The 17,919-nt window shown below is 61.5% G+C and carries 15 protein-coding genes; 9 read left to right on the forward strand and 6 right to left on the reverse strand.

Features of this window, described 5'->3' with window-relative positions; all coding sequences use genetic code 11:
* Window positions 1-31: 31 nt before the first annotated feature.
* Entirely contained in the window at window positions 32-634 is a 603-nt protein-coding gene (locus tag HJO_RS00480; RefSeq protein ID WP_035612447.1) for a TetR/AcrR family transcriptional regulator, read from the reverse strand.
* Between the two features lie 168 nt (window positions 635-802).
* Between HJO_RS00480 and HJO_RS00485 the strand changes: the two genes are divergently transcribed.
* Window positions 803-1,357, forward strand: coding sequence for a carboxymuconolactone decarboxylase family protein (locus HJO_RS00485; protein WP_035612448.1), 555 nt, complete (start codon window positions 803-805; stop codon window positions 1,355-1,357).
* Window positions 1,358-1,438: 81 nt separating this feature from the next.
* Here the strand turns inward: HJO_RS00485 and HJO_RS00490 are convergent, their stop codons facing one another.
* On the reverse strand, window positions 1,439-2,881 hold the full coding sequence (locus HJO_RS00490; protein WP_035612449.1) for an 8'-apo-carotenoid 13,14-cleaving dioxygenase: 1,443 nt from the start codon (window positions 2,879-2,881) through the stop codon (window positions 1,439-1,441).
* A gap of 52 nt (window positions 2,882-2,933) precedes the next feature.
* Here HJO_RS00490 and HJO_RS00495 point away from each other — a divergent pair, with 52 nt between their 5' ends.
* The 5 genes from HJO_RS00495 (at window position 2,934) to glpK (ending at window position 8,182) form a co-directional block, all read left to right on the forward strand.
* Window positions 2,934-3,539 (forward strand): TetR/AcrR family transcriptional regulator, encoded by a 606-nt coding sequence (locus tag HJO_RS00495; protein WP_035612451.1) that lies wholly within the window; start codon window positions 2,934-2,936, stop codon window positions 3,537-3,539.
* A gap of 93 nt (window positions 3,540-3,632) precedes the next feature.
* A complete protein-coding gene (locus HJO_RS00500; RefSeq protein WP_035612452.1) occupies window positions 3,633-4,634 on the forward strand; it encodes an NAD(P)H-dependent flavin oxidoreductase in 1,002 nt (333 codons plus the stop codon).
* Between the two features lie 119 nt (window positions 4,635-4,753).
* Window positions 4,754-5,221 carry a hypothetical protein gene (locus HJO_RS00505; protein ID WP_035614109.1) on the forward strand — a complete coding sequence of 156 codons (468 nt, stop codon included), beginning with the start codon at window positions 4,754-4,756 and terminating at the stop codon, window positions 5,219-5,221.
* Window positions 5,222-5,268: 47 nt separating this feature from the next.
* Window positions 5,269-6,633 carry an amidase family protein gene (locus HJO_RS00510; protein ID WP_051617907.1) on the forward strand — a complete coding sequence of 455 codons (1,365 nt, stop codon included), beginning with the start codon at window positions 5,269-5,271 and terminating at the stop codon, window positions 6,631-6,633.
* 61 nt (window positions 6,634-6,694) lie between these two features.
* Window positions 6,695-8,182 carry a glycerol kinase GlpK gene (glpK, locus tag HJO_RS00515; protein WP_035612454.1) on the forward strand — a complete coding sequence of 496 codons (1,488 nt, stop codon included), beginning with the start codon at window positions 6,695-6,697 and terminating at the stop codon, window positions 8,180-8,182.
* Between the two features lie 103 nt (window positions 8,183-8,285).
* Here glpK and HJO_RS00520 read toward each other — a convergent pair whose 3' ends face one another.
* Complete coding sequence (locus HJO_RS00520; RefSeq protein WP_035612457.1) at window positions 8,286-11,291, reverse strand: TonB-dependent receptor plug domain-containing protein; 3,006 nt, start codon at window positions 11,289-11,291, stop codon at window positions 8,286-8,288.
* Between the two features lie 432 nt (window positions 11,292-11,723).
* Between HJO_RS00520 and HJO_RS00525 the strand changes: the two genes are divergently transcribed.
* Complete coding sequence (locus HJO_RS00525; protein ID WP_051617909.1) at window positions 11,724-13,622, forward strand: alpha/beta hydrolase family protein; 1,899 nt, start codon at window positions 11,724-11,726, stop codon at window positions 13,620-13,622.
* Between the two features lie 206 nt (window positions 13,623-13,828).
* On the opposite strand, the gene HJO_RS00530 is transcribed toward HJO_RS00525, so the two are convergent.
* Window positions 13,829-14,608 carry a glycosyltransferase family 2 protein gene (locus HJO_RS00530; RefSeq protein ID WP_035612458.1) on the reverse strand — a complete coding sequence of 260 codons (780 nt, stop codon included), beginning with the start codon at window positions 14,606-14,608 and terminating at the stop codon, window positions 13,829-13,831.
* A gap of 386 nt (window positions 14,609-14,994) precedes the next feature.
* Between HJO_RS00530 and HJO_RS00535 the strand changes: the two genes are divergently transcribed.
* Together HJO_RS00535 and HJO_RS00540 are read left to right on the forward strand one after the other, a co-directional pair.
* Window positions 14,995-15,432: a plasmid mobilization relaxosome protein MobC gene (locus HJO_RS00535; protein WP_051617911.1), complete on the forward strand. Its 438-nt coding sequence runs from the start codon at window positions 14,995-14,997 to the stop codon at window positions 15,430-15,432.
* Window positions 15,429-16,748: a relaxase/mobilization nuclease domain-containing protein gene (locus HJO_RS00540; protein ID WP_035612460.1), complete on the forward strand. Its 1,320-nt coding sequence runs from the start codon at window positions 15,429-15,431 to the stop codon at window positions 16,746-16,748. Before HJO_RS00535 ends, HJO_RS00540 begins: the two co-directional genes overlap by 4 nt.
* A gap of 18 nt (window positions 16,749-16,766) precedes the next feature.
* Here HJO_RS00540 and HJO_RS00545 read toward each other — a convergent pair whose 3' ends face one another.
* Window positions 16,767-17,210, reverse strand: a complete 444-nt coding sequence (locus HJO_RS00545; protein ID WP_035612463.1) for a hypothetical protein — start codon at window positions 17,208-17,210, stop codon at window positions 16,767-16,769.
* 2 nt (window positions 17,211-17,212) lie between these two features.
* Complete coding sequence (locus tag HJO_RS00550; protein ID WP_035612465.1) at window positions 17,213-17,731, reverse strand: antirestriction protein ArdA; 519 nt, start codon at window positions 17,729-17,731, stop codon at window positions 17,213-17,215.
* Window positions 17,732-17,919 lie beyond the last annotated feature (188 nt).

The following is a 17,919-nucleotide window of genomic DNA, read 5'->3' on the forward strand; positions in this document are numbered from 1 at the left end:
CGGCGGCGCGCGGGTCGGCCAGCTGTCGGCGTCAGGCTGGCGTGACGCGCAAGGCTTCGAACTGGCTGGCCATGTCGTCTGCAAGGGCAGCGAGTTCGTCTGCGTCCGTGCCACGGTGCATCTCGATCTTCAGGGCAGAGATGTCTGACTGGTAGCGCCGGGCGAGGCGGCGGCAATCCGTGTCGGCCGGAAGTTCGCCGAGTCGTTTGGAGCGTTCGAACTGGGCTTCGAATTCTGCCAGCATCCTGTCGAGATACTGGCGGGCATCGTCGGCGATGATGTCATCAGCCGATGTGATGCCGAGTAGAGTCTTGACCAGCATGCAGGCCGCCTGTTGGGGATTGTCCGGAGCGGACCGCGGCATGACGCGAATATATCCGGCGAGCGCGGCGAGTGGCGATTCGGCATCGTCGAGGTCGGAGCGCAGGGCGCGGTTCATGGTGGTGAAGTATTTTTCCAGCGCGGCGCGGAAAAGCGCTTCCTTGCTGGAGAAGGCCGCATAGATGCTGCCGGGCTTCATGCTGAGCGCTGATTCCAGATCCTTGAGAGAGGTCGCATGATACCCCTTGGCCCAGAAAAGGGTCATTGCCGCGTCGAGCGCGGCGTCACGGTCATAAGGGTGTGCGCGTGCCATGCCCTGTAAATAGGACGTGTTTCCGGGCCTGTCGCGACCAAACCGTGGGTATTGCGGGTCACATTTGAGTGATCACTCAAATTATACCTTGGGTGATCGCTCAAGCATTCATAGGTGCAGGGCGTCCCACCAAGGGCAGACGATCCACCCCAACTCCCGGAGACCGACATGACGACTTTCACCCTGCACACCGAAGAAACTGCCCCAGAAGACAGCAAGGCCATCCTGGCCCAGGCGCAGAAGGAGACCGGGATGATCCCGAACCTGTACGCCACGATGGCCGAAGCGCCGGGCCTGCTGAAAGCCTACAAGTTCCTGCACGAGCAGTTCGCCGCATCCAGCTTCGACAAGGATGAGCTGACCGTCATCTGGCAGGCGATCAATGTGGAACATGCCTGCCACTATTGCGTGCCCGCACACACCGCCATCGCGAAGAGCATGAAGGTCGACGACGCCATCACTGATGCCTTGCGCAACGAAACCCCGCTGCCGAACGCGCGGCTTGAAGCGCTGCGCACGTTCACGCTGAACGTGGTGCGTGGACGCGGGAACGTGGATGACGCCGCCGTGCAGGCTTTCCTCGATGCCGGGTTCACACAGCGCCAGATCCTGGAAGTCCTGATCGGCGTCGCCCAGAAGGTGATGTCGAACTATACCAACCACCTGGCGCAGACGCCGGTGGATGCTGCGTTCAAGGCACTCGAGTGGCACAAGGCCGCTTGAGCCTGTTGACGCAGTCGGATCAAAAAAATGGCCTGCTCGGAAAGGGCAGGCCATTCTTGATTCGAAAGGTGGCTGTTGACGCTATTCCGCCGGGGCCCAGTTGCCGTGGAAGCCGGGCGGGATGCGGTGAGGCACGTGGACCAGGGCGACAGGCGGCGCGGTGAAGTTCATCGCGTCGATGATGGCCAGGTCTGTCGTGTCCGTGTTGGTGTCGACGACATAGCCCATCAGCCAGCCATCGCCTTCGGGCGCATCATCGGTGCGCGGAATGAAGACGAATTCGCCGGGCACGCGGCCGGGGCCGAAATCGTGGACTTCACGCGTTCCGGCATCAAGGTCATGCTTGTAGAGCTTTGTCTGGTCGAACACTTCGAAGCCATGATTTTCGGGCAGCGCCATCGTGTAGGCATAGCGGTATTTCTTGCCGATGAAGCGTTCGTCCGGACGCGGGAATTCCTGCGGGGCTTCGTCCAGGGTGGTGCGGGTGACCTTGCGGGCAGCCGGATCGATGATCCAGCGCTCGAACGTGACCTTCTCTGAATCCGGGCCCTGCATGCTGTCGGCGAACATGGTGTCGTGGACGCTGACATCCATGATGACGGTGCCGTCGTCGGCCTCGTAGGCATTGCAGGGGTGGAAGACGTAGCATGGCTCGACATCGCACCAGATGACATCATCATTGCTGCCGTGGCGCGGCATCAGGCCGATGCGGGCCTTGTGGGCGGTGTTCCAGCGATAGGGGAAGGACTGGCCGGCCAGCAGGGTCTTCATCGAGAACGTGACCGGCAGGTCCATGATGACGACATATTGCTTCGTCACGGCGCAGTCATGGATCGAGGGGCCGTGCTCGACCTTGATCGGTTCCTCGCGGATGACCTTGCCGCTGGCATCGACCACGGTGTGGTGGATGGTGGCCGGGTCGAGCGCGTAATAGGTGATGGCGTGCATCTCGCCGGTTTCCGGGTCGAGGTGGGGGTGGGCGGAGAAGGAGTTCTTCAGCGTGCCGCCAAAGGGATCGTGGGCGAGCGTGTCGAGTTCGTCATTCAGGCGGACCGGCCAGGCGCCGGCCTCGACGAGGGCCCATGTGTTGCCATTGTGGCCGATGACATTGGTGTTGGCATTGTCCTGCGTGCCGCGGCGCGGGCCGGGTGCGGGGGCCTCGCCAAGCGCGGCGGACACCGCATTCGAGCGAACCCAGCGGTTGCGATACCACAGGGCCTTGCCGTCTTTCAGGCTGACGCCGTGGATCATGCCGTCGCCGGAGAACCAGTGATAGGTGGCCGGGTTGGGCTTGGCGACAGGGTTGGGCCCGATGCGCAGGTAGCGCCCGTTCAGGGCGGCGGGGATTTCGCCGGTGACGGCCAGGTTTTCCAGCGTCATCTCTGCTTCGACCGGCGTGTGGATGCCGGTGAGGAATGTATTCGTCTTCTGGCCCATCCGGGGGCGGGATCGGTTGAACTCGACGATCTTCATGATGCCTTGGGTCACACTCTTGCGAATGACGGTTTCGACGGGGCTGGCCATTGGGGGATCTCCGGGGCTTGAAACGCGCGTGAATTATGTTTACAGCACTAACATGACTTCGAAAGGTAACACTGTCAACATAAATACGCCCAAGGGCGCCTACCATCATGGCGACCTGCGCTCGGCGCTGATCGAGACCGGATTGAAGCGCCTGGAGCAGGGCAGCGCGGAATCGCTGAGCCTGCGCGACATTGCGCGGGAGATCGGCGTCAGCGCGACGGCGATCTATCGCCACTTCCCGGACAAGGACTCGTTGCTGGCGGCGCTGGCAGCCGAAGGGCTGGCCAAGCTGGCACGTGAACAGAAGGCGGCCGGCATGGCGGGCGGCAAGCAGGGCTTTGCCGAGATGGGCCGGGCCTATGTACGGTTCGCGATGCGCCATCCCGCGCTGTTTCGCCTGATCTATTCTTCGCTGCCGCCGACCACGGACCCTGCCTGTCAGAACCCGGAGGAGTCGCCGGGCTGGCTGTTGCGCCAGACCGTGTCAGATCTCGCCGGGCCGACAGCCAGCGACGCGCAACGCCGCACCGGCGTGCTGCGCGCCTGGGCCCTGGTCCATGGCCTGGCCATGCTGATGCTGAGCGGCCAGATCGCCGCCAAGGACGCCGACAAACTGATCGACGAGGTAATCAGCGTCGACAGCCTCAAGCTGGGATAGGCGGCACGCTGCCTGTCCCGACGTTACCGCTTGTCCCGCATCGCGGGGCGCCTAGTTTCAATCCGAAGACCAACAATCCTGTGAGGAAATTCCATGGCCCTGCCGCCCATCCTGCAAAACCTGCGTATCCCGGTTATCGGGTCGCCCCTGTTCATCATCTCGAACCCTGACCTGGTGATCGCCCAGTGCAAGGCCGGCGTTGTCGGCAGTTTTCCGGCGCTGAACGCCCGGCCTGGCCCGGTGCTGGATGAGTGGCTGGACAAGATCACCACGGAACTGGCCGAATGGGACGAGAAGAACCCGGATCGCAAGTCCGCCCCCTATGCCGTCAACCAGATCGTGCACAAGACGAACAACCGGCTGGAGCATGACGTCGAGATGTGCGTGAAATGGAAAGTGCCGGTGGTGATCACGTCGCTCGGTGCGCGTCAGGAAGTGAATGACGCGATCCATTCCTATGGTGGCATCGTGTTGCACGACATCATCAACGTGGTGTTCGCCCACAAGGCGCTGGAGAAGGGCGCTGACGGCCTGATCGCGGTGGCCAGCGGCGCAGGCGGCCATGCCGGCACGCTATCGCCATTTGCCCTGATCCAGGAGATCCGCGAGTTCTTTGACGGGCCGCTGGCCCTGTCCGGTTCAATTGCGACCGGCAATGCCGTGGCGGCCGCGCAGGCCATGGGGGCAGATTTCGGCTATATCGGTTCGGCCTTCATTGCGTGCCACGAGGCCAACGCGATGGAAGGCTACAAGGACATGATCGTCGACTCCAAGGCCGGCGACATCATCTATTCGAACCTGTTCACCGGCGTGCACGGCAACTACCTGGCGCCGTCAGTTGCCAGGGCCGGTCTCGACCCGAACAACCTGCCGGAATCCGATCCGTCGGCGATGAATTTCGGTTCGGGCGGCAATCAGGAAGCCAAGGCCTGGAAAGATATCTGGGGCTGCGGGCAGGGCATCGGTGCGATCAAGACGCGGATGTCGACGGCCGACTATGTCGACCAGCTGGAGCAGGAATATGATGGCGCGCGCGCCGCGCTGGCCAAGCGCCACGCCTATACCGCCGCCAAGACACCCGTCGCTGCCGGATAGGCACGGCCCTTTGCGGCAAGTCAGTCGCCCGTCCGCCCCGTCACACGGGCGGGCGGGCGAAACTTTTCCGACCTGGTGTCCGGTGGGGCCATGATGGTGCCTGAGCGGAGGGCATGGTCATGGCGGACATTGCAGGGCTGGCAGCGAGCGCGGCTGGCGGCGGAATATTCGGTTTGATCGGGTCGGTCGTCGGGCGGGCCGCAAACCTTGTCGAGCGCCGGCAGGAGCAGGCGCAGGAACGCGCGCGCTGGGAGCACGAGACCCGCCTGATGGACCTGCAGATGCAGGCACGGCGCGCCGCCAGCGCCGACGACCTGCGCCTGGCTGACGTGACGGGCGGCTGGCAGGGACTGGCCGCATCCATCGCAGCGGAGGAGGCGATCGGCGAGAGCTATGCATGGGTCAATGCCGTGCGCGGGCTGACCCGGCCGGGGCTTACCGTGCTCCTGTGGGTCATCACCGGCCTCGTCTTCCTCGGCAGTGGCGCGGCGGCACGTGGCGAAATTGTCGAGACGGCGACCTTCGCGGCGACGGCTGCGACGCTGTGGTGGTTCGGCGACCGGGGGCCGCGACGCGAGCCGCGTTGATTGCCGCAAGCGGCGTGCTACGCTCGTTTCCAAACGAGGAGAACGCCATGACATTGAAGGACGGGATGGACCTTGCATCGGCCGGCGCGCTGGAAACCGCTGCGGCGGTGAGGGCGGGAGATGTGTCGGCGCTCGAGGCCTGCGACGCGGCGATCGCGCGGATCGAGGCGCGTGACGAGCCGATCAATGCGGTGGTCGTGCGTGACTTCGAGCGGGCGCGGGCGGCCGCGAAACATATCGACAAGACGCGCCAGCCCGGCGATGCGCGCCCCCTGCTGGGCGTGCCGATGACGGTGAAGGAATCCAATGATGTTGCCGGCCTGCCGACGACCTGGGGCATGGACGTGTTCAAGGACCTGCCGGTCGAGGAAGACGCGGTGGTGGTGGCACGGTTGAAGGCTGCCGGCGCGGTGATTCTCGGCAAGACCAATGCGCCGGTGGCGCTGGCCGACTGGCAGACGGAAAACCCGGTCTATGGCCGGACGGTGAACCCGTTCGACCCGGCCCGGTCTCCGGGCGGGTCGTCAGGCGGGGCTGCGGCGGCGCTGGCCAGCGGCATGGTGGCGCTGGAAATAGGCTCGGACATAGGCGGATCCATCCGTATACCCGCGCATATGTGCGGTGTATTCGGGCACAAGCCGACCTATGGCGTGGTGCCGGCAAAGGGGCACGGGTTTCCGGGTACGGACGGCGTGGATGTGCCGCTGGCCGTTGTCGGGCCGATGGCGCGCAACACGCGCGACCTTGCGGCGGCCATCGATGTGATCGCCGGGCCGCAGGCAGGGGCGGGCTATCGGCTGGACCTGCCGGCAGCGCGCCATGACAGCCTGGCGGACTATCACGTGCTGGTGCTGGATCACCTGCCGAACCTGAGCGCGGATGCAGACACACGGGCGGCCGTCGCCGGCCTGGCGGATGCAATGGCGGAAGCAGGCGCGGATGTGTCGGACGATACGGGATTGCTGCCAGACTTGCGCCAGATGCACGAGACCTATGTGAAGATGCTGAACACCGTAATCATGCGGGGCGCGCCGGGCGCCCGGCCGGTGGACGCGCATGAGTGGATGGAACTGGTCGACGAACAGATGCGGACCATACGCGCCTGGCGCGATGTGTTCGAGACGTTCGATGTGATCATTGCGCCCGCTTTCAGCACGCCAGCCTTCCCCTACCAGACCGATCCCGACTGGAGCAATCGGACCCTGATGATCGACGGAAAACAGACCGCCTATGGTGCGCAGCTTGCCTGGGCCGGGCTGGCGACATTCCCCGGCCTGCCGTCGACGTGCACACCGGTTGCGCGAAGTGAACAGGGCCTTCCGATCGGCCTGCAGGTGATCGGCGCACCTTATGGTGACCGCACGACGCTGGGCTTTGCCGGATTGCTGGAAGCGGCCGGGCTGACGCTCTGACTGGCGGCTTGCGCCGCGCCGGCGGCTGGGACAGGATCACACGTTTAGCGGGAGGAACAGGATGGCGGGACCGGACAAGCTGCTGGTGATCGACGAGGGAACGACATCGACGCGGGCCATCGTGTTCGATCGCGATTTCGCGCAAGTTTCCCTGGCGCAGCAGGACCTGACGCTGTCCTATCCGGCCGACGGGTGGGTGCAGCAGGACGGCGAGGAAATCTGGGCGCGCACGCTGGCGGTGTGCCGCGAGGCCGTGGCGGCGGCAGGCGGAATTGCCGGAATTGCAGGCATTGGCATCACCAACCAGCGCGAAACGACGCTGGTGTGGGACAGGGCGACCGGCGTGCCGATCGCGCCGGCCATCGTGTGGCAGGACCGGCGCACCGCGAAGGCGTGCGAGGCGCTGAAGGCGGCGGGCCATGAAGCGGCGGTGCATGCAGAGACCGGCCTGTTGCTGGACCCCTATTTCTCGGCGACCAAGATCGGCTGGATCCTTGATTCGGTGGATGGCGCGCGGGCGCGGGCCGAGGCGGGTGACCTGGCGTTCGGCACGGTCGAGAGCTTCCTGATCTGGAAACTGACCGGCGGGCGGGTGCATGCCAGCGATGTGACCAATGCCTCGCGCACGCTGCTCTACCGGCTGGGTATCGGGGCGGATGGCGGCTGGAGCGAGGAGATGGCGGCGCTGCTGGATGTGCCGATGGGGATGCTGCCGGAGGTGAAGCCGAATGCGGCCGATTTCGGCACCAGCGACGCAGACCTGCTCGGTGCGGCGCTGCCGATCCTGTCAGCGGCGGGCGACCAGCAATCGGCGCTGGTGGGGCAGGGGTGCCTGCAGCCCGGCATGGCCAAGATCACCTATGGCACCGGGGCATTCCTGGTGGCGAACACGGGCGCCGTGCGGCCCGATTCGCAGCACAGACTGCTTGGCACGGTGGGCTATGAAACCGCAGGCGGGGCCGCGATGGCGCTGGAAGGCTCGATCTTCAATGCCGGCACGGTGGTGAAATGGCTGCGCGACGATCTCGGAATCGTCGCTTCGGCACAGGATACCGAAAGCATGGCGGCTGGCCTGGACGGCAATGGCGGCGTCTATATCGTGCCGGCCTTTACCGGGCTGGGCGCGCCGCACTGGAATGCCGACGCGCGCGGCACGATCAGCGGCATCACACGGGCGACGAGTGCGGCGCACCTCGTACGGGCGGGGCTGGAATCGGCAGCCTACCAGACGCGGGACCTGCTGGAGGCATTCGCTGCAGACGGTGCGCAGATTCGGGAATTGCGGGTCGATGGCGGCATGGTGGCGAATGACTGGCTGATGCAGTTCCTGGCGGACATTTGCGACCGGCCGGTGCTGCGCCCCGACTATCGCGAGATGACGGCCCTGGGGGCGGCGGCCCTGGCGGCGATCCAGCTCGGCTGGATCAGCGTGAAGGCCTGGACCGAGCGGCCGGTGGCCGGCACGCGGTTCGAACCCCTGATGGCAGATGCAGAGCGGGCCGGCCTGCTGAAGGGCTGGCAGGATGCCATGCGCCGGACGCTGGCCTGAATGCCGGGCTGAACTCGCGTTTCGGCTGGCGCCTTCACATTCCGGACAAAAAAAGGCCGGCGGAACAATGTTCCGCCGGCCCCTGATTCTGGTGTTCGTCTGACTAGAACTTCTTGCTTACGTTGACGAAGGCACGGCGGCCACGGACGTCGTAACCTGTCGCGCTCAGCGGTGTGTTACCGGCGCTGAGCTGAACAATGTCGGACACCTGCGGTGGGTGCTCGTCGAAGATGTTACGCACGCCGCCCGTAAGCGTCCACGTATCACCCGACCAACGAACGGACAGGCCGTGCGTCCACTGTGCTTCCGTGTAGACCTTGTAGAGGCCTGTCAGAGCAAAGTATGCCTGCGGATCGTTGTAGTCAGCGCTGTAGTAGCGGTTGTCATCCTGACGGCCGATGAAGTCGGTGAACCAGGTGTATGTCCAGTCACCGCGATCAAGACGGATCGATGCGTCACCGACAACGCTCGGATAACCGATCGTGCCGTTGAAGTCGTTGTCCGCAATTCCGGACACGAAGTCAGAACCGAACACGTTGATGTAACGTTCGAAGGCCCAGTTGACGGAGCCGTCGACAATCAGCGTGCCGAAGTTGAATTCGTTCGTGTAACGGACTTCGAGGTCGATACCGTTCTGCGACTGGGAATCAACGTTCAGGGTTGGCGCCTGGATGTTGTCCAGGTTGTAAGCACCGATCGTTGCCGTGCCCGGGTTCCGTTCGAACAGGTCACAGAAGTCGTTCGGGTAAACCGTCGTTGCGTAGCAACCACCAACGATCTGAGCAGCCGAGAGGCTGGTGATCTGATCTTCGATCTCGATCTCGTAATAATCGACAGCGATGTTCAGGTCGGCAAAGGTTGGTGTCCAGATGATACCGGCTGTGAACGTGTCACCGGTTTCTGGCTCCAGCAGTTCACCACCACCGGACGTGATCACGAGCGCCGAAGAACCGGTGCCTGTGTAGTTGTCCGGAACACCCGCAGCCGAGCAGTTTGCGCGGACGTTCGGGCTGGTGCTGTCAGCCCAGTTGACGCAGGGGTCAATGGACGTCTGGCTCTGGAAGCCGGTCTGGTCTTCGAGGAAGAGCTCGAACAGGGCCGGTGCGCGGTAGGACGTGCCGTAGCTCGAACGAGCACGCAGGACCGGGTTGATCTGCCAGTTGAGGCCGACTTTGTAGATCGAGCCCGAACCACCGATGTCGTAGTCAAATGCACGGACGGAGCCCGAGAATTCGACATCTTCAGCCAGCGGAGCGCCTTTCAGAAGCGGAACGTTGATTTCGGCAAATACTTCCGAAACGCTGTTCGTGCCTTTGGTCGGGCCAGCTGTCGAGGAACCCCAGATGTCGCCACCCTGGGTGAGGACACCCGGCTGGTCGTCGATCGAGAATTCACGATACTCAGCACCGAAACCGACGCCGAGTGCACCAGCAGGCAGTTCCATCAATTCACCGGCGAGAACGCCTGTGAACGTCGTTTGTTCGTAGATCGTGTTACCGGTCTGGTACCCACCAATCGCCGCAACGAGATCGCTGACATTTGCGCCGGACAGGATGCCGGGGCTCAGGAAGTCGATGCTCGGTGGTGCGATCGTGTCGGGATTGCCGTCACCATCGATGTCGGCAACGCCGTCATAGTTCCAGTCGCCCGACTTGGAGAGCAGGATCTCGCTGCCGCCGTAGCTGCCTTCGCCGCGCGAGTAGCTGCCGTCGACTTTCCACGACCAGGAATCCATGACGCCCGGTGAGAAGCCGCCGGAAAGCGACGTGCTTGCGTAGTAGTAGTCAAGCTCGATGTCGTCGGTCGTTGGGAACGGGGCAACGATCTGGACAAGGCCGTCGACCGAGTTCGAGTAGGTCGGGTCGCTGATGTAGCCGTAGTTCGGGCTGTTGCCAGCTGCGTTCGTAGCAGAACCGACAACCGGGAAGAACTGACGCCAGCCTTCGACATTGGTTTCGCGACGGCTGTACAGCAGTTCCGTATCCCAGGCCATGCCGCCCAGGTCGACGTCAGCCGTAGCGAAGAGGGAGATGTTCTCGTTGCGCGGGATGAAGTCCCGGTTGTTGAGGAAATCACCGTTCAGGTAGTCTTCGAAATAGGCTTCGCCAGTTGGCAGGTAGCCGGTGCCGACGCGCGGGCGATAGCCCGGGATGCTGACGCCGGTCGCCGTTGCGCCCGTGATGCCGTCAGGCGATGGCACGAGACGCTGGCCAGTGAACGAGTCAATGGCCGTGTTGTAGTAGAGGTTGTTACAGTTGTCCGTTGGACGACGGCCATCTGCCGAGAGGTTCAGACGGTCGATCAGACCGCCACCGTTGACATCGCGCACGTAGTCACGTGGGCAGTCGAGGTAATCACGCTCGCTCGTGTCGAGCTGCTCGGACATGCGGTATTCAGCCGAAATCGTGAAATCAGCATAGTCGCCAAGCTGGAAGCCGTAGGCACCGCTGACCGAATACTGCTCGCCGCCGCTGTCGAACGGACGCGTCATCTGGGCGTTCAGCTCAAGGCTGTCGACCGTGTCACGGGTGATGATGTTGACAACACCGCAGACAGCGTCCGAACCGTAGATCGTCGACGCGCCGTCCTTCAGGACTTCGATGCGCGAGATGATCGACTGTGGAAGCACGTTCAGGTCGAGGGCGGCGATGGAGCCGCGCGTACCGGCCGGGCCGGGGCGCTTGCCGTCAACCAGGACCAGCGTACGGGTGTCACCACACCCGCGAAGGTCGATGGTCTGTGCGCCGATGCCGCCGTTCGTGACGAAGTTCTGGAACGTGTTGTTCAGCTGGGTCGAGCCCGAAGCGAGCGACGAACCCTGCAGAAGCGCAGCCGTGTCAACGAGACCTTCCAGCGTTGCGACTTCGGCCGTGATGACCTGGATTGGCGATGCTGAAGCGAAGTTGTCGCGTGCAAGAAGCGAACCGGTGACAACAATCTTGTCCTGGCGCGATTCAGCTTCTGTCGGGACTTCCGCGACGGTTGAAATGACAGTGTCGTCTTCAGTGCTGGCTGGATCTGCTTCTTGCGCGTTTGCTGCGCCCGAGAGAACCAGCGCGCTGATAGCAACGCCACTGAGGACAGAACGACGAATGGGTCGTCTAATCATTGGTTATACCCCTACCTGTTTTACCTCAAGAATTCACATATTGGCTCGTATCGCACGCCGACTGCTCGCAGTAATGCGTTCGAGATAGGATACGTTGAGCCGGTCGCGCCGCTCCTGACAAGCCTTTATGACAGAATCTTAATATGGCGGACATTTCCACCGGCGTGTGTGATTTTTGAGCAACATTTTGCCCGACGCGATATCCCCAAGAAATTGAATTCACTAAAAAATCCCCATCCTCAAAGTGCGCGCGAGGCTTGACGCCCACCGGCCCGGAAAATACTGGAGATAGTTAACTTTGGAGGGACTTAGATGTTGAAACGCCTCGTTGCGGTGGGTTGCACCACACTTTTGGCCAGCGCGTTAATGGCGCAAGCCAAGCCTCTTTCAAGCGAAGATTTTTCCAAATATCCCAGTGTTTCAAGTGTTTCCATGTCGCTCGAGGGTGACATGCTCGTGGGGGTCATTGCTGATCCGTCGCAGGATGGCGAGACAACCGCTGCAGCCTATTGGGACCTTTCCGGCAAGATCGACACGACCAAGCCGCTCGTGCCGGCGGCGATCACGCCAAATAGCGGGAAAACAACATTCTACGCCGCAGCGGCGCTGAAGGACAAAAAGTCAATCTGGTACACGGTCCAGCCCTATATCGGCGCGCTGTATGGCTGCGGCGAAGGCCGCGACACGGGCGCGACGAAAAAGTATCTTGTGAAAGCCTATATGGGGAATGAGAAGATCACGAAGATCGACGACCTGCCCAATGGCCGGGCCGAGATCGGTGCCAACAAGGACACGTTGCGTTGCTTCGAACTCACGGGCCAAACCCAAACTGAGTCACTCCTGCCCCTGGACCCGTCCAAGATCGTGATTTCGCGCGCGTCGACCAAGAACGGCACCAGCTTCTTTACGCACGACCTGTCCAATGGCCGTGAAAAATTCCTCTACAAGGCCAGCGACACGCAGGCGATCCAGATTTCCGACAGGGACGGCATGCCGGTTGCCCGCACGGAACTGGAATATGAGGGCGGCGCCTGGCGGCAATACATCAGCCTTCCCGATGCCAGTGGCAAGTTCAATCGTGCAAACGCGCTGACGACCGAGATCGCCAATCGGTACACAATGAATGTCGTCGAACGCCAGAATGGGACCGGCAAGTATTTCGTGATTACCGACAAGTTCTCGGACAAGACCGCAGTCTACCTCTACGATGCGGAAGCGAACACGTTCAGCGATACGGCCGTGCTGGCCCATCCCGAATTCGATATTTCGAGCCTGATCTTCTCGCGGCGCGCGCAAGACTTTGGGGACCTGATCGGCTTCACCTATGATGGCCCGACAAGCACCGCTTACTGGCTTGATCCCGAATTGAAGGGCATCCAGGAGGGGCTCGACGCGGCCTTCCCGGGCAAGCATGTCTCGCTGACCGACTACACGGCAGACCGCAACCGCGTCCTGTTCCAGGTCTCGGCCCCCAATTCGCCGCCAGCCTATTACCTGCTGGTCGACAAGGCGAAAGTGGCCGTCATCGGTTCACAGCGTCCGTGGATCGACGAGGACTCCCTCGGCAAGGGCGACTTCGTCTATTACACCGCCCGCGATGGCATGAAGATTCCGGCGATCATCACCTATCCGGCCGGCTACAAGGAAGGCGACAAGGCGAAGGGCGCCATCATCGTGCCGCACGGCGGCCCGTGGGCGCGTGATTATGCCGATTTCGATTCATCGGGCTGGACACAGTTTTTCGCCAGCCGCGGCTATATCATCATGCAGCCCCAGTATCGCGGCAGCTCCGGTTGGGGACGTGCGCTCTGGCTGGCCGGTGACGGCGAGTGGGGCCAGAAAATGCAGGACGACAAGGACGATGGCGCTGCCTGGCTGGTTTCGCAGGGCTATGTCGATGCCGACAAGATTGCCATCCACGGCTATTCCTATGGCGGGTTTGCGGCGATTGCCGCGTCGGTTCGCCCGAACAGCCCGTACCAGTGTGCAATCGCCGGTGCCGGTGTCGGCAACCTGGCCAAGCTGTCGAACGAATGGGGCGACAATCGCATCCAGCGCATCGTCCAGGGCGACACGGTCAAAGGCATGGATCCGATGCAGAACACCGACAAGGTGAACATCCCGATCCTGATCTATCATGGTGACTATGACGTGCGCGTGCCGATCTTCCACAGCCGCGATTTCTACAACGCGATCAAGGACAAGCAGCCCGACAGCGAGTTCATCGTGTACAAGCAGATGGGGCACCAGGGGAACAAGTGGCTGCCCGAGGCGAAGGGCGACATCCTGGACCAGATCGATCGCTTCCTGACCACCAAGTGCAACATGTAGGCACATGCGCCGGTCCGGACGGACCAGCCTGAATCACCAAGCGTCCCGGTGCCCTGGCATAGGGACGTTTTTCATTGTGGGGGCAGCCAGCGACGCGGGTGGCTGCAACCCTGCCTCTTGTTCAGGTTGAGTCTGTGCGGTTTTGGAGTATCAACACCAGGGTGAAATAGGCTTCCTCGGGACGCCGGCAAAAGCGGCCGACACGATCATGCTGAAGCGCGAAGTGACAGAGATGCGCCTTGCGCTTCACCCACGAGGCTGCTCAGCCGTGTGTCCTGCGCTGTGCAGGCCGCGTCGTTGCGATCAAAATAGTCCCACGTCCTGACGCCGTCATTTTCCGCTTTGGAGGCATCGCCGCGCACCATCTTCACAGTGCGCCAGTATTCCCGGCTCTGCGTGATATAGTGGTTCAGCTGGAGCTCCACATTGTTGGATATGATGCGGCGGCTGTCGAGGTCGCGCACCTTGTGAGTGTACATCCAGTCGGCATTCAGGGCGGCCGTGCGCGCGATCCACTTGGTGTTTTCATGTGCAGCCAGATTCGGCCGGCAGGAGAGAAGATCGCGCCGCAGGCTCTCTGGATGCTCATCGTGGCCGCTCGAGCCGAACACCGTCCAGTTGGTGTAGATCAGGTCGACGGCCTGCATCTGCTTGTCCAGCAGGGCCTTCAGGCTGGACCCGTCCTTGACGAACCAGAACTCGTCGAGGTCGGCCATGATGAGCCAGTCGACCTGACTGCCAATGTCCAGCGTGGCGTAGACTTCGCGATAGTGGCCCACCTGGTTGTGCGGCTCGGACCGGGCGACAAGTTCGATGCGGTCCCGGAAAGGGTGGGCCTCCACGCGCGCGATCGTGTCGTCGGTCGAACCGTTGTCGATCAGGAAGATGCTGTCGCAGCCCAGCCAGACATAGTGGTCCAGCCATTCCGTGATGTTCATCGCCTCGTTTTTCATGATGGCGAGTACGCCAAGTCTCGTGTTGTGCATGGACTCAAAATCTCATTCAGGTTGAATTTATACGTGCGCACGAAATTCAACACTAGAGTGAAATTGGTTTTGTGGTGTGGCTGCCTGTCGCGGGGCGCCCGTCTGGCGTCTTCCTGGCTTGGGGTGGGCTGGCGTGTATCGGGCCGCTGCCGGGGCCCGCGCAGGGACCTGATTGCCCGGGGATTGCCCGCGCGTCGGGCGTCCTGGCGTGGCCGTGCATGTGACGGGCATGGCAAAGCGGCCTGTGACACGGCGCGATCTGCTGTAGATGCTGATGGATGGCTGGTGCCGCCGGACGGAGTGGACTTAAACACTCTTTTCGACGAACTAGCTCTCATTGAAACACAACTTGAGCCCTTCAAGCAAGAACTTGAGGAGCTGGGACTATGAGACGACCCGGCGGACCCAAAACCTATGTGACATTCTCGAAAGCGGCGAGCTATGAGGAGATCGCAGCGCGTATTCCAATTCCTAAAAGGACCGCGCCATTTTCGCTTCGCCTGAGCGAACAAGAACGAGCCGAACTCAAAGCCAACGCCGATGGCCAACCTTTGGGCGCTTACATCAAGTCGCGGCTATTCACGGGGCCGCAATACCGCTCCCGTGCGCGGCAGGTGGATCGTGAGGTTCTCGGCAAGGTTCTGGGGGCATTGGGGCAATCGCGGATATCCCAGAACCTTAATCAGATCGCCAAAGCGGCCAATATCGGCGCGCTGCCTCTCACACCAGATTTGATCGAAGAGCTTCACGAAACTTGCGCAGAGTTGAAGTCTCTTCGGCAGGATATCATGGCTGCGCTTGGCTTGCAGGGCCGCTCGCCATGATCCTGCATGGCAATGCCAGAGGCGGTGGAAGTGAGCTTGCTGTCCACCTGATGCGCACAGATGAAAACGAGCATGTTCAGGTGCATGACGTATCGGGCTTCATGTCCGATGACGTGCGGGGTGCGTTTCTGGAAGTTGAAGCATTGGCGAAAGGCACGCGGTGCCAGAAGCCGCTTTTTTCTCTCAGCCTCTCGCCGCCAAAAGATGCCAATGCCAGCGCGAAGGACTTTGAGCAGGCGATTGCCAAGGCTGAAGAGGCTCTCGGGCTATCAGGCCAGCCGCGCGTGATCGTTTTTCATGAAAAAGGCGAGCATAGGGATCGGCATTGTCATGTGGTGTGGAGCCGCATCAATGCTGAGCAGATGCGCGCTATCCCCATGCCATTCAATCGACTCAAGATGCGCGATGTCAGCCGCGACCTCTTCATTGAGCACGGATGGGATGTTCCGCGCGGCCTGATCAATTCTCAAGAGCGCAATCCCCTCAACTACACGCTTGAACAATATCAACAGGCTAAGCGCATTGGTCGCCATGCCGATGAGATCAAGGCCGATATCCAAGCGGCCTGGGCGATGAGCGACACGCGCGCCGCCTTCGAACACGCACTACAGGATAAGGGCTTTAAGCTTGCACGCGGGGATCGGCGCGGCTTTGTTGTGGTCGATCACGAAGGGGAAGTGATGAGTGTCCCGCGCTGGGTTGGCGTGAAAACCAAGGCCGTGCGTGAGCGACTAGGTTCAGAAAAAGACCTTCCTGACATTCAGGCCGTCCAATCGCAATATGCTCGGGAGATGGCCGAAAAAATGAGTGGCTTCGCCAACGAGTTGAGAGTTCGTAACGCTGAACGACTGGCTGAGCGCACCGCCCGAAAGCAGACGTTTATCGAGCGGCAGCGCTCTGAGCGCGCCGAAGCACTCAAGCGCATTCAAGAACGCAGCATCAATGAAGCGCGCGAGCGGCAGGCCAAGTTTCCGAACGGCGTGTTGAAGCGCGCATGGTCATGGCTGAACGGTGAGAATGCACGGATCAAACGCGAGAACGAGGCAGAAGCCTTGCAAGCCAAAGCGCGCGACGAGGCGGAAAAGAAAGCACTCATTCAACGGCAACGCGAGCAAAGGACGTTCTTTCAGCGGCGCGAGGTCGAAAAGCGCGATAAACTGGTGGTGCAGCATCGCGAGATTTCAAAGGAGCGCGCTGAATTCGAGAAGCGAGCGGAGCCGACGCGCGACGAACAAAGAGAGGCCTTCAAAGAACGCCGCCGCGCATCGGCGGCGCGCCGTCCAGCGCGGGATCGAGACCCGTCCCATGATGTCTGAGCGGGTGCGACGCAGCGGCTAAAAGTCAAATAGGTCTGCCTGCTTCGCCAGCAGTTCATCGAGCAGTATCAGGTGAGCGAAGTTGTTGACCATGTGATTGTGCTTCAGGCTCAACGCCGTGTGGATGTCGCCGCTGGACACAACCTCTGACCCGTCAGGAATTTTCCAATCTGTTTTGCGAAGCTGCCTGACGCATTCACGGTATCGGCTGATGTCTCTGGCTAGATCGGCTTTGAACTTGTCACGCATAGCCCGCAAGGTTCCCGAGCGTTTAGGCTCTGCCATCCCGTCAGCGGCTTTGATGTCTTCGCGGGCATGGCCCTGATAGCCGTTCTGGCGGGTTACTTCGAGAATTTCCCGTGGACGGCGTGGCCGCCCGCCGAGAAAATAATACCATGGGTGGCCTGGGCAGTAGCCTTCATGTTCGTAAGCTTCGGATGTGGTGAATTGTCGGGCGGTCATCTTTAAGCCCTCCAGAACACATGGACGGCCTCAAAGCCTGTCTCGATGGTCATGATGTCATTGATTTCCCAGTCCCGCGCCATTGCGCTCCAATCGATGTAATATTGGAGGCTTTCGGGGATATCGGTGCCTTGTTCGGTTGTCTCCTGCACGAAGTCGGCGGTGGAGCGATACTCTCCCGCATACTGATCACTGATTGCGTCTTGCGCATCTTTGAGGCTGCCGAAATACTCGATCAGCTTGCCGCCAAGCTCGCCATGCTCTGAAATAAAGGCGGCAATCTCTGAGACACGCTCAAAGCTTTCCCATTCGCTGATAGAGGCGCCTTCAAAGCCTTCATAGTCGTGAATTGACCACTCTTCCGTCTCTTCAATCGGCGAGGCTTTCAGCATCGTTGAGACCTCGTCCCAGATTTGCCAAGCATCTTGATCGGCGTTGATCCAACGCCCGTGCAGGATGCCGTTATTGTACGCCGCTAAGCAGGCGACATATATTCTGATTTCACTCGTTTGGTCTTCCATTTTACTGATCTCCCGTAGGGTATGGGTTGCACATGCAACCCTGCCTCGTGGCGAACAGCGGGTGTCCAAGCGGAGTGAAAAATCGACGGCGGGCGCAGCAGCTATGCTGCGAGCCTCGGGAGACCGTCTATCTTTTGCGAAGCGCGGTGAGGGCGGAGCCCTAAGCCTTAACGCAAGGGATCGAAGCC

Source organism: Hyphomonas johnsonii MHS-2, assembly GCF_000685275.1.
Lineage (GTDB): Bacteria > Pseudomonadota > Alphaproteobacteria > Caulobacterales > Hyphomonadaceae > Hyphomonas > Hyphomonas johnsonii.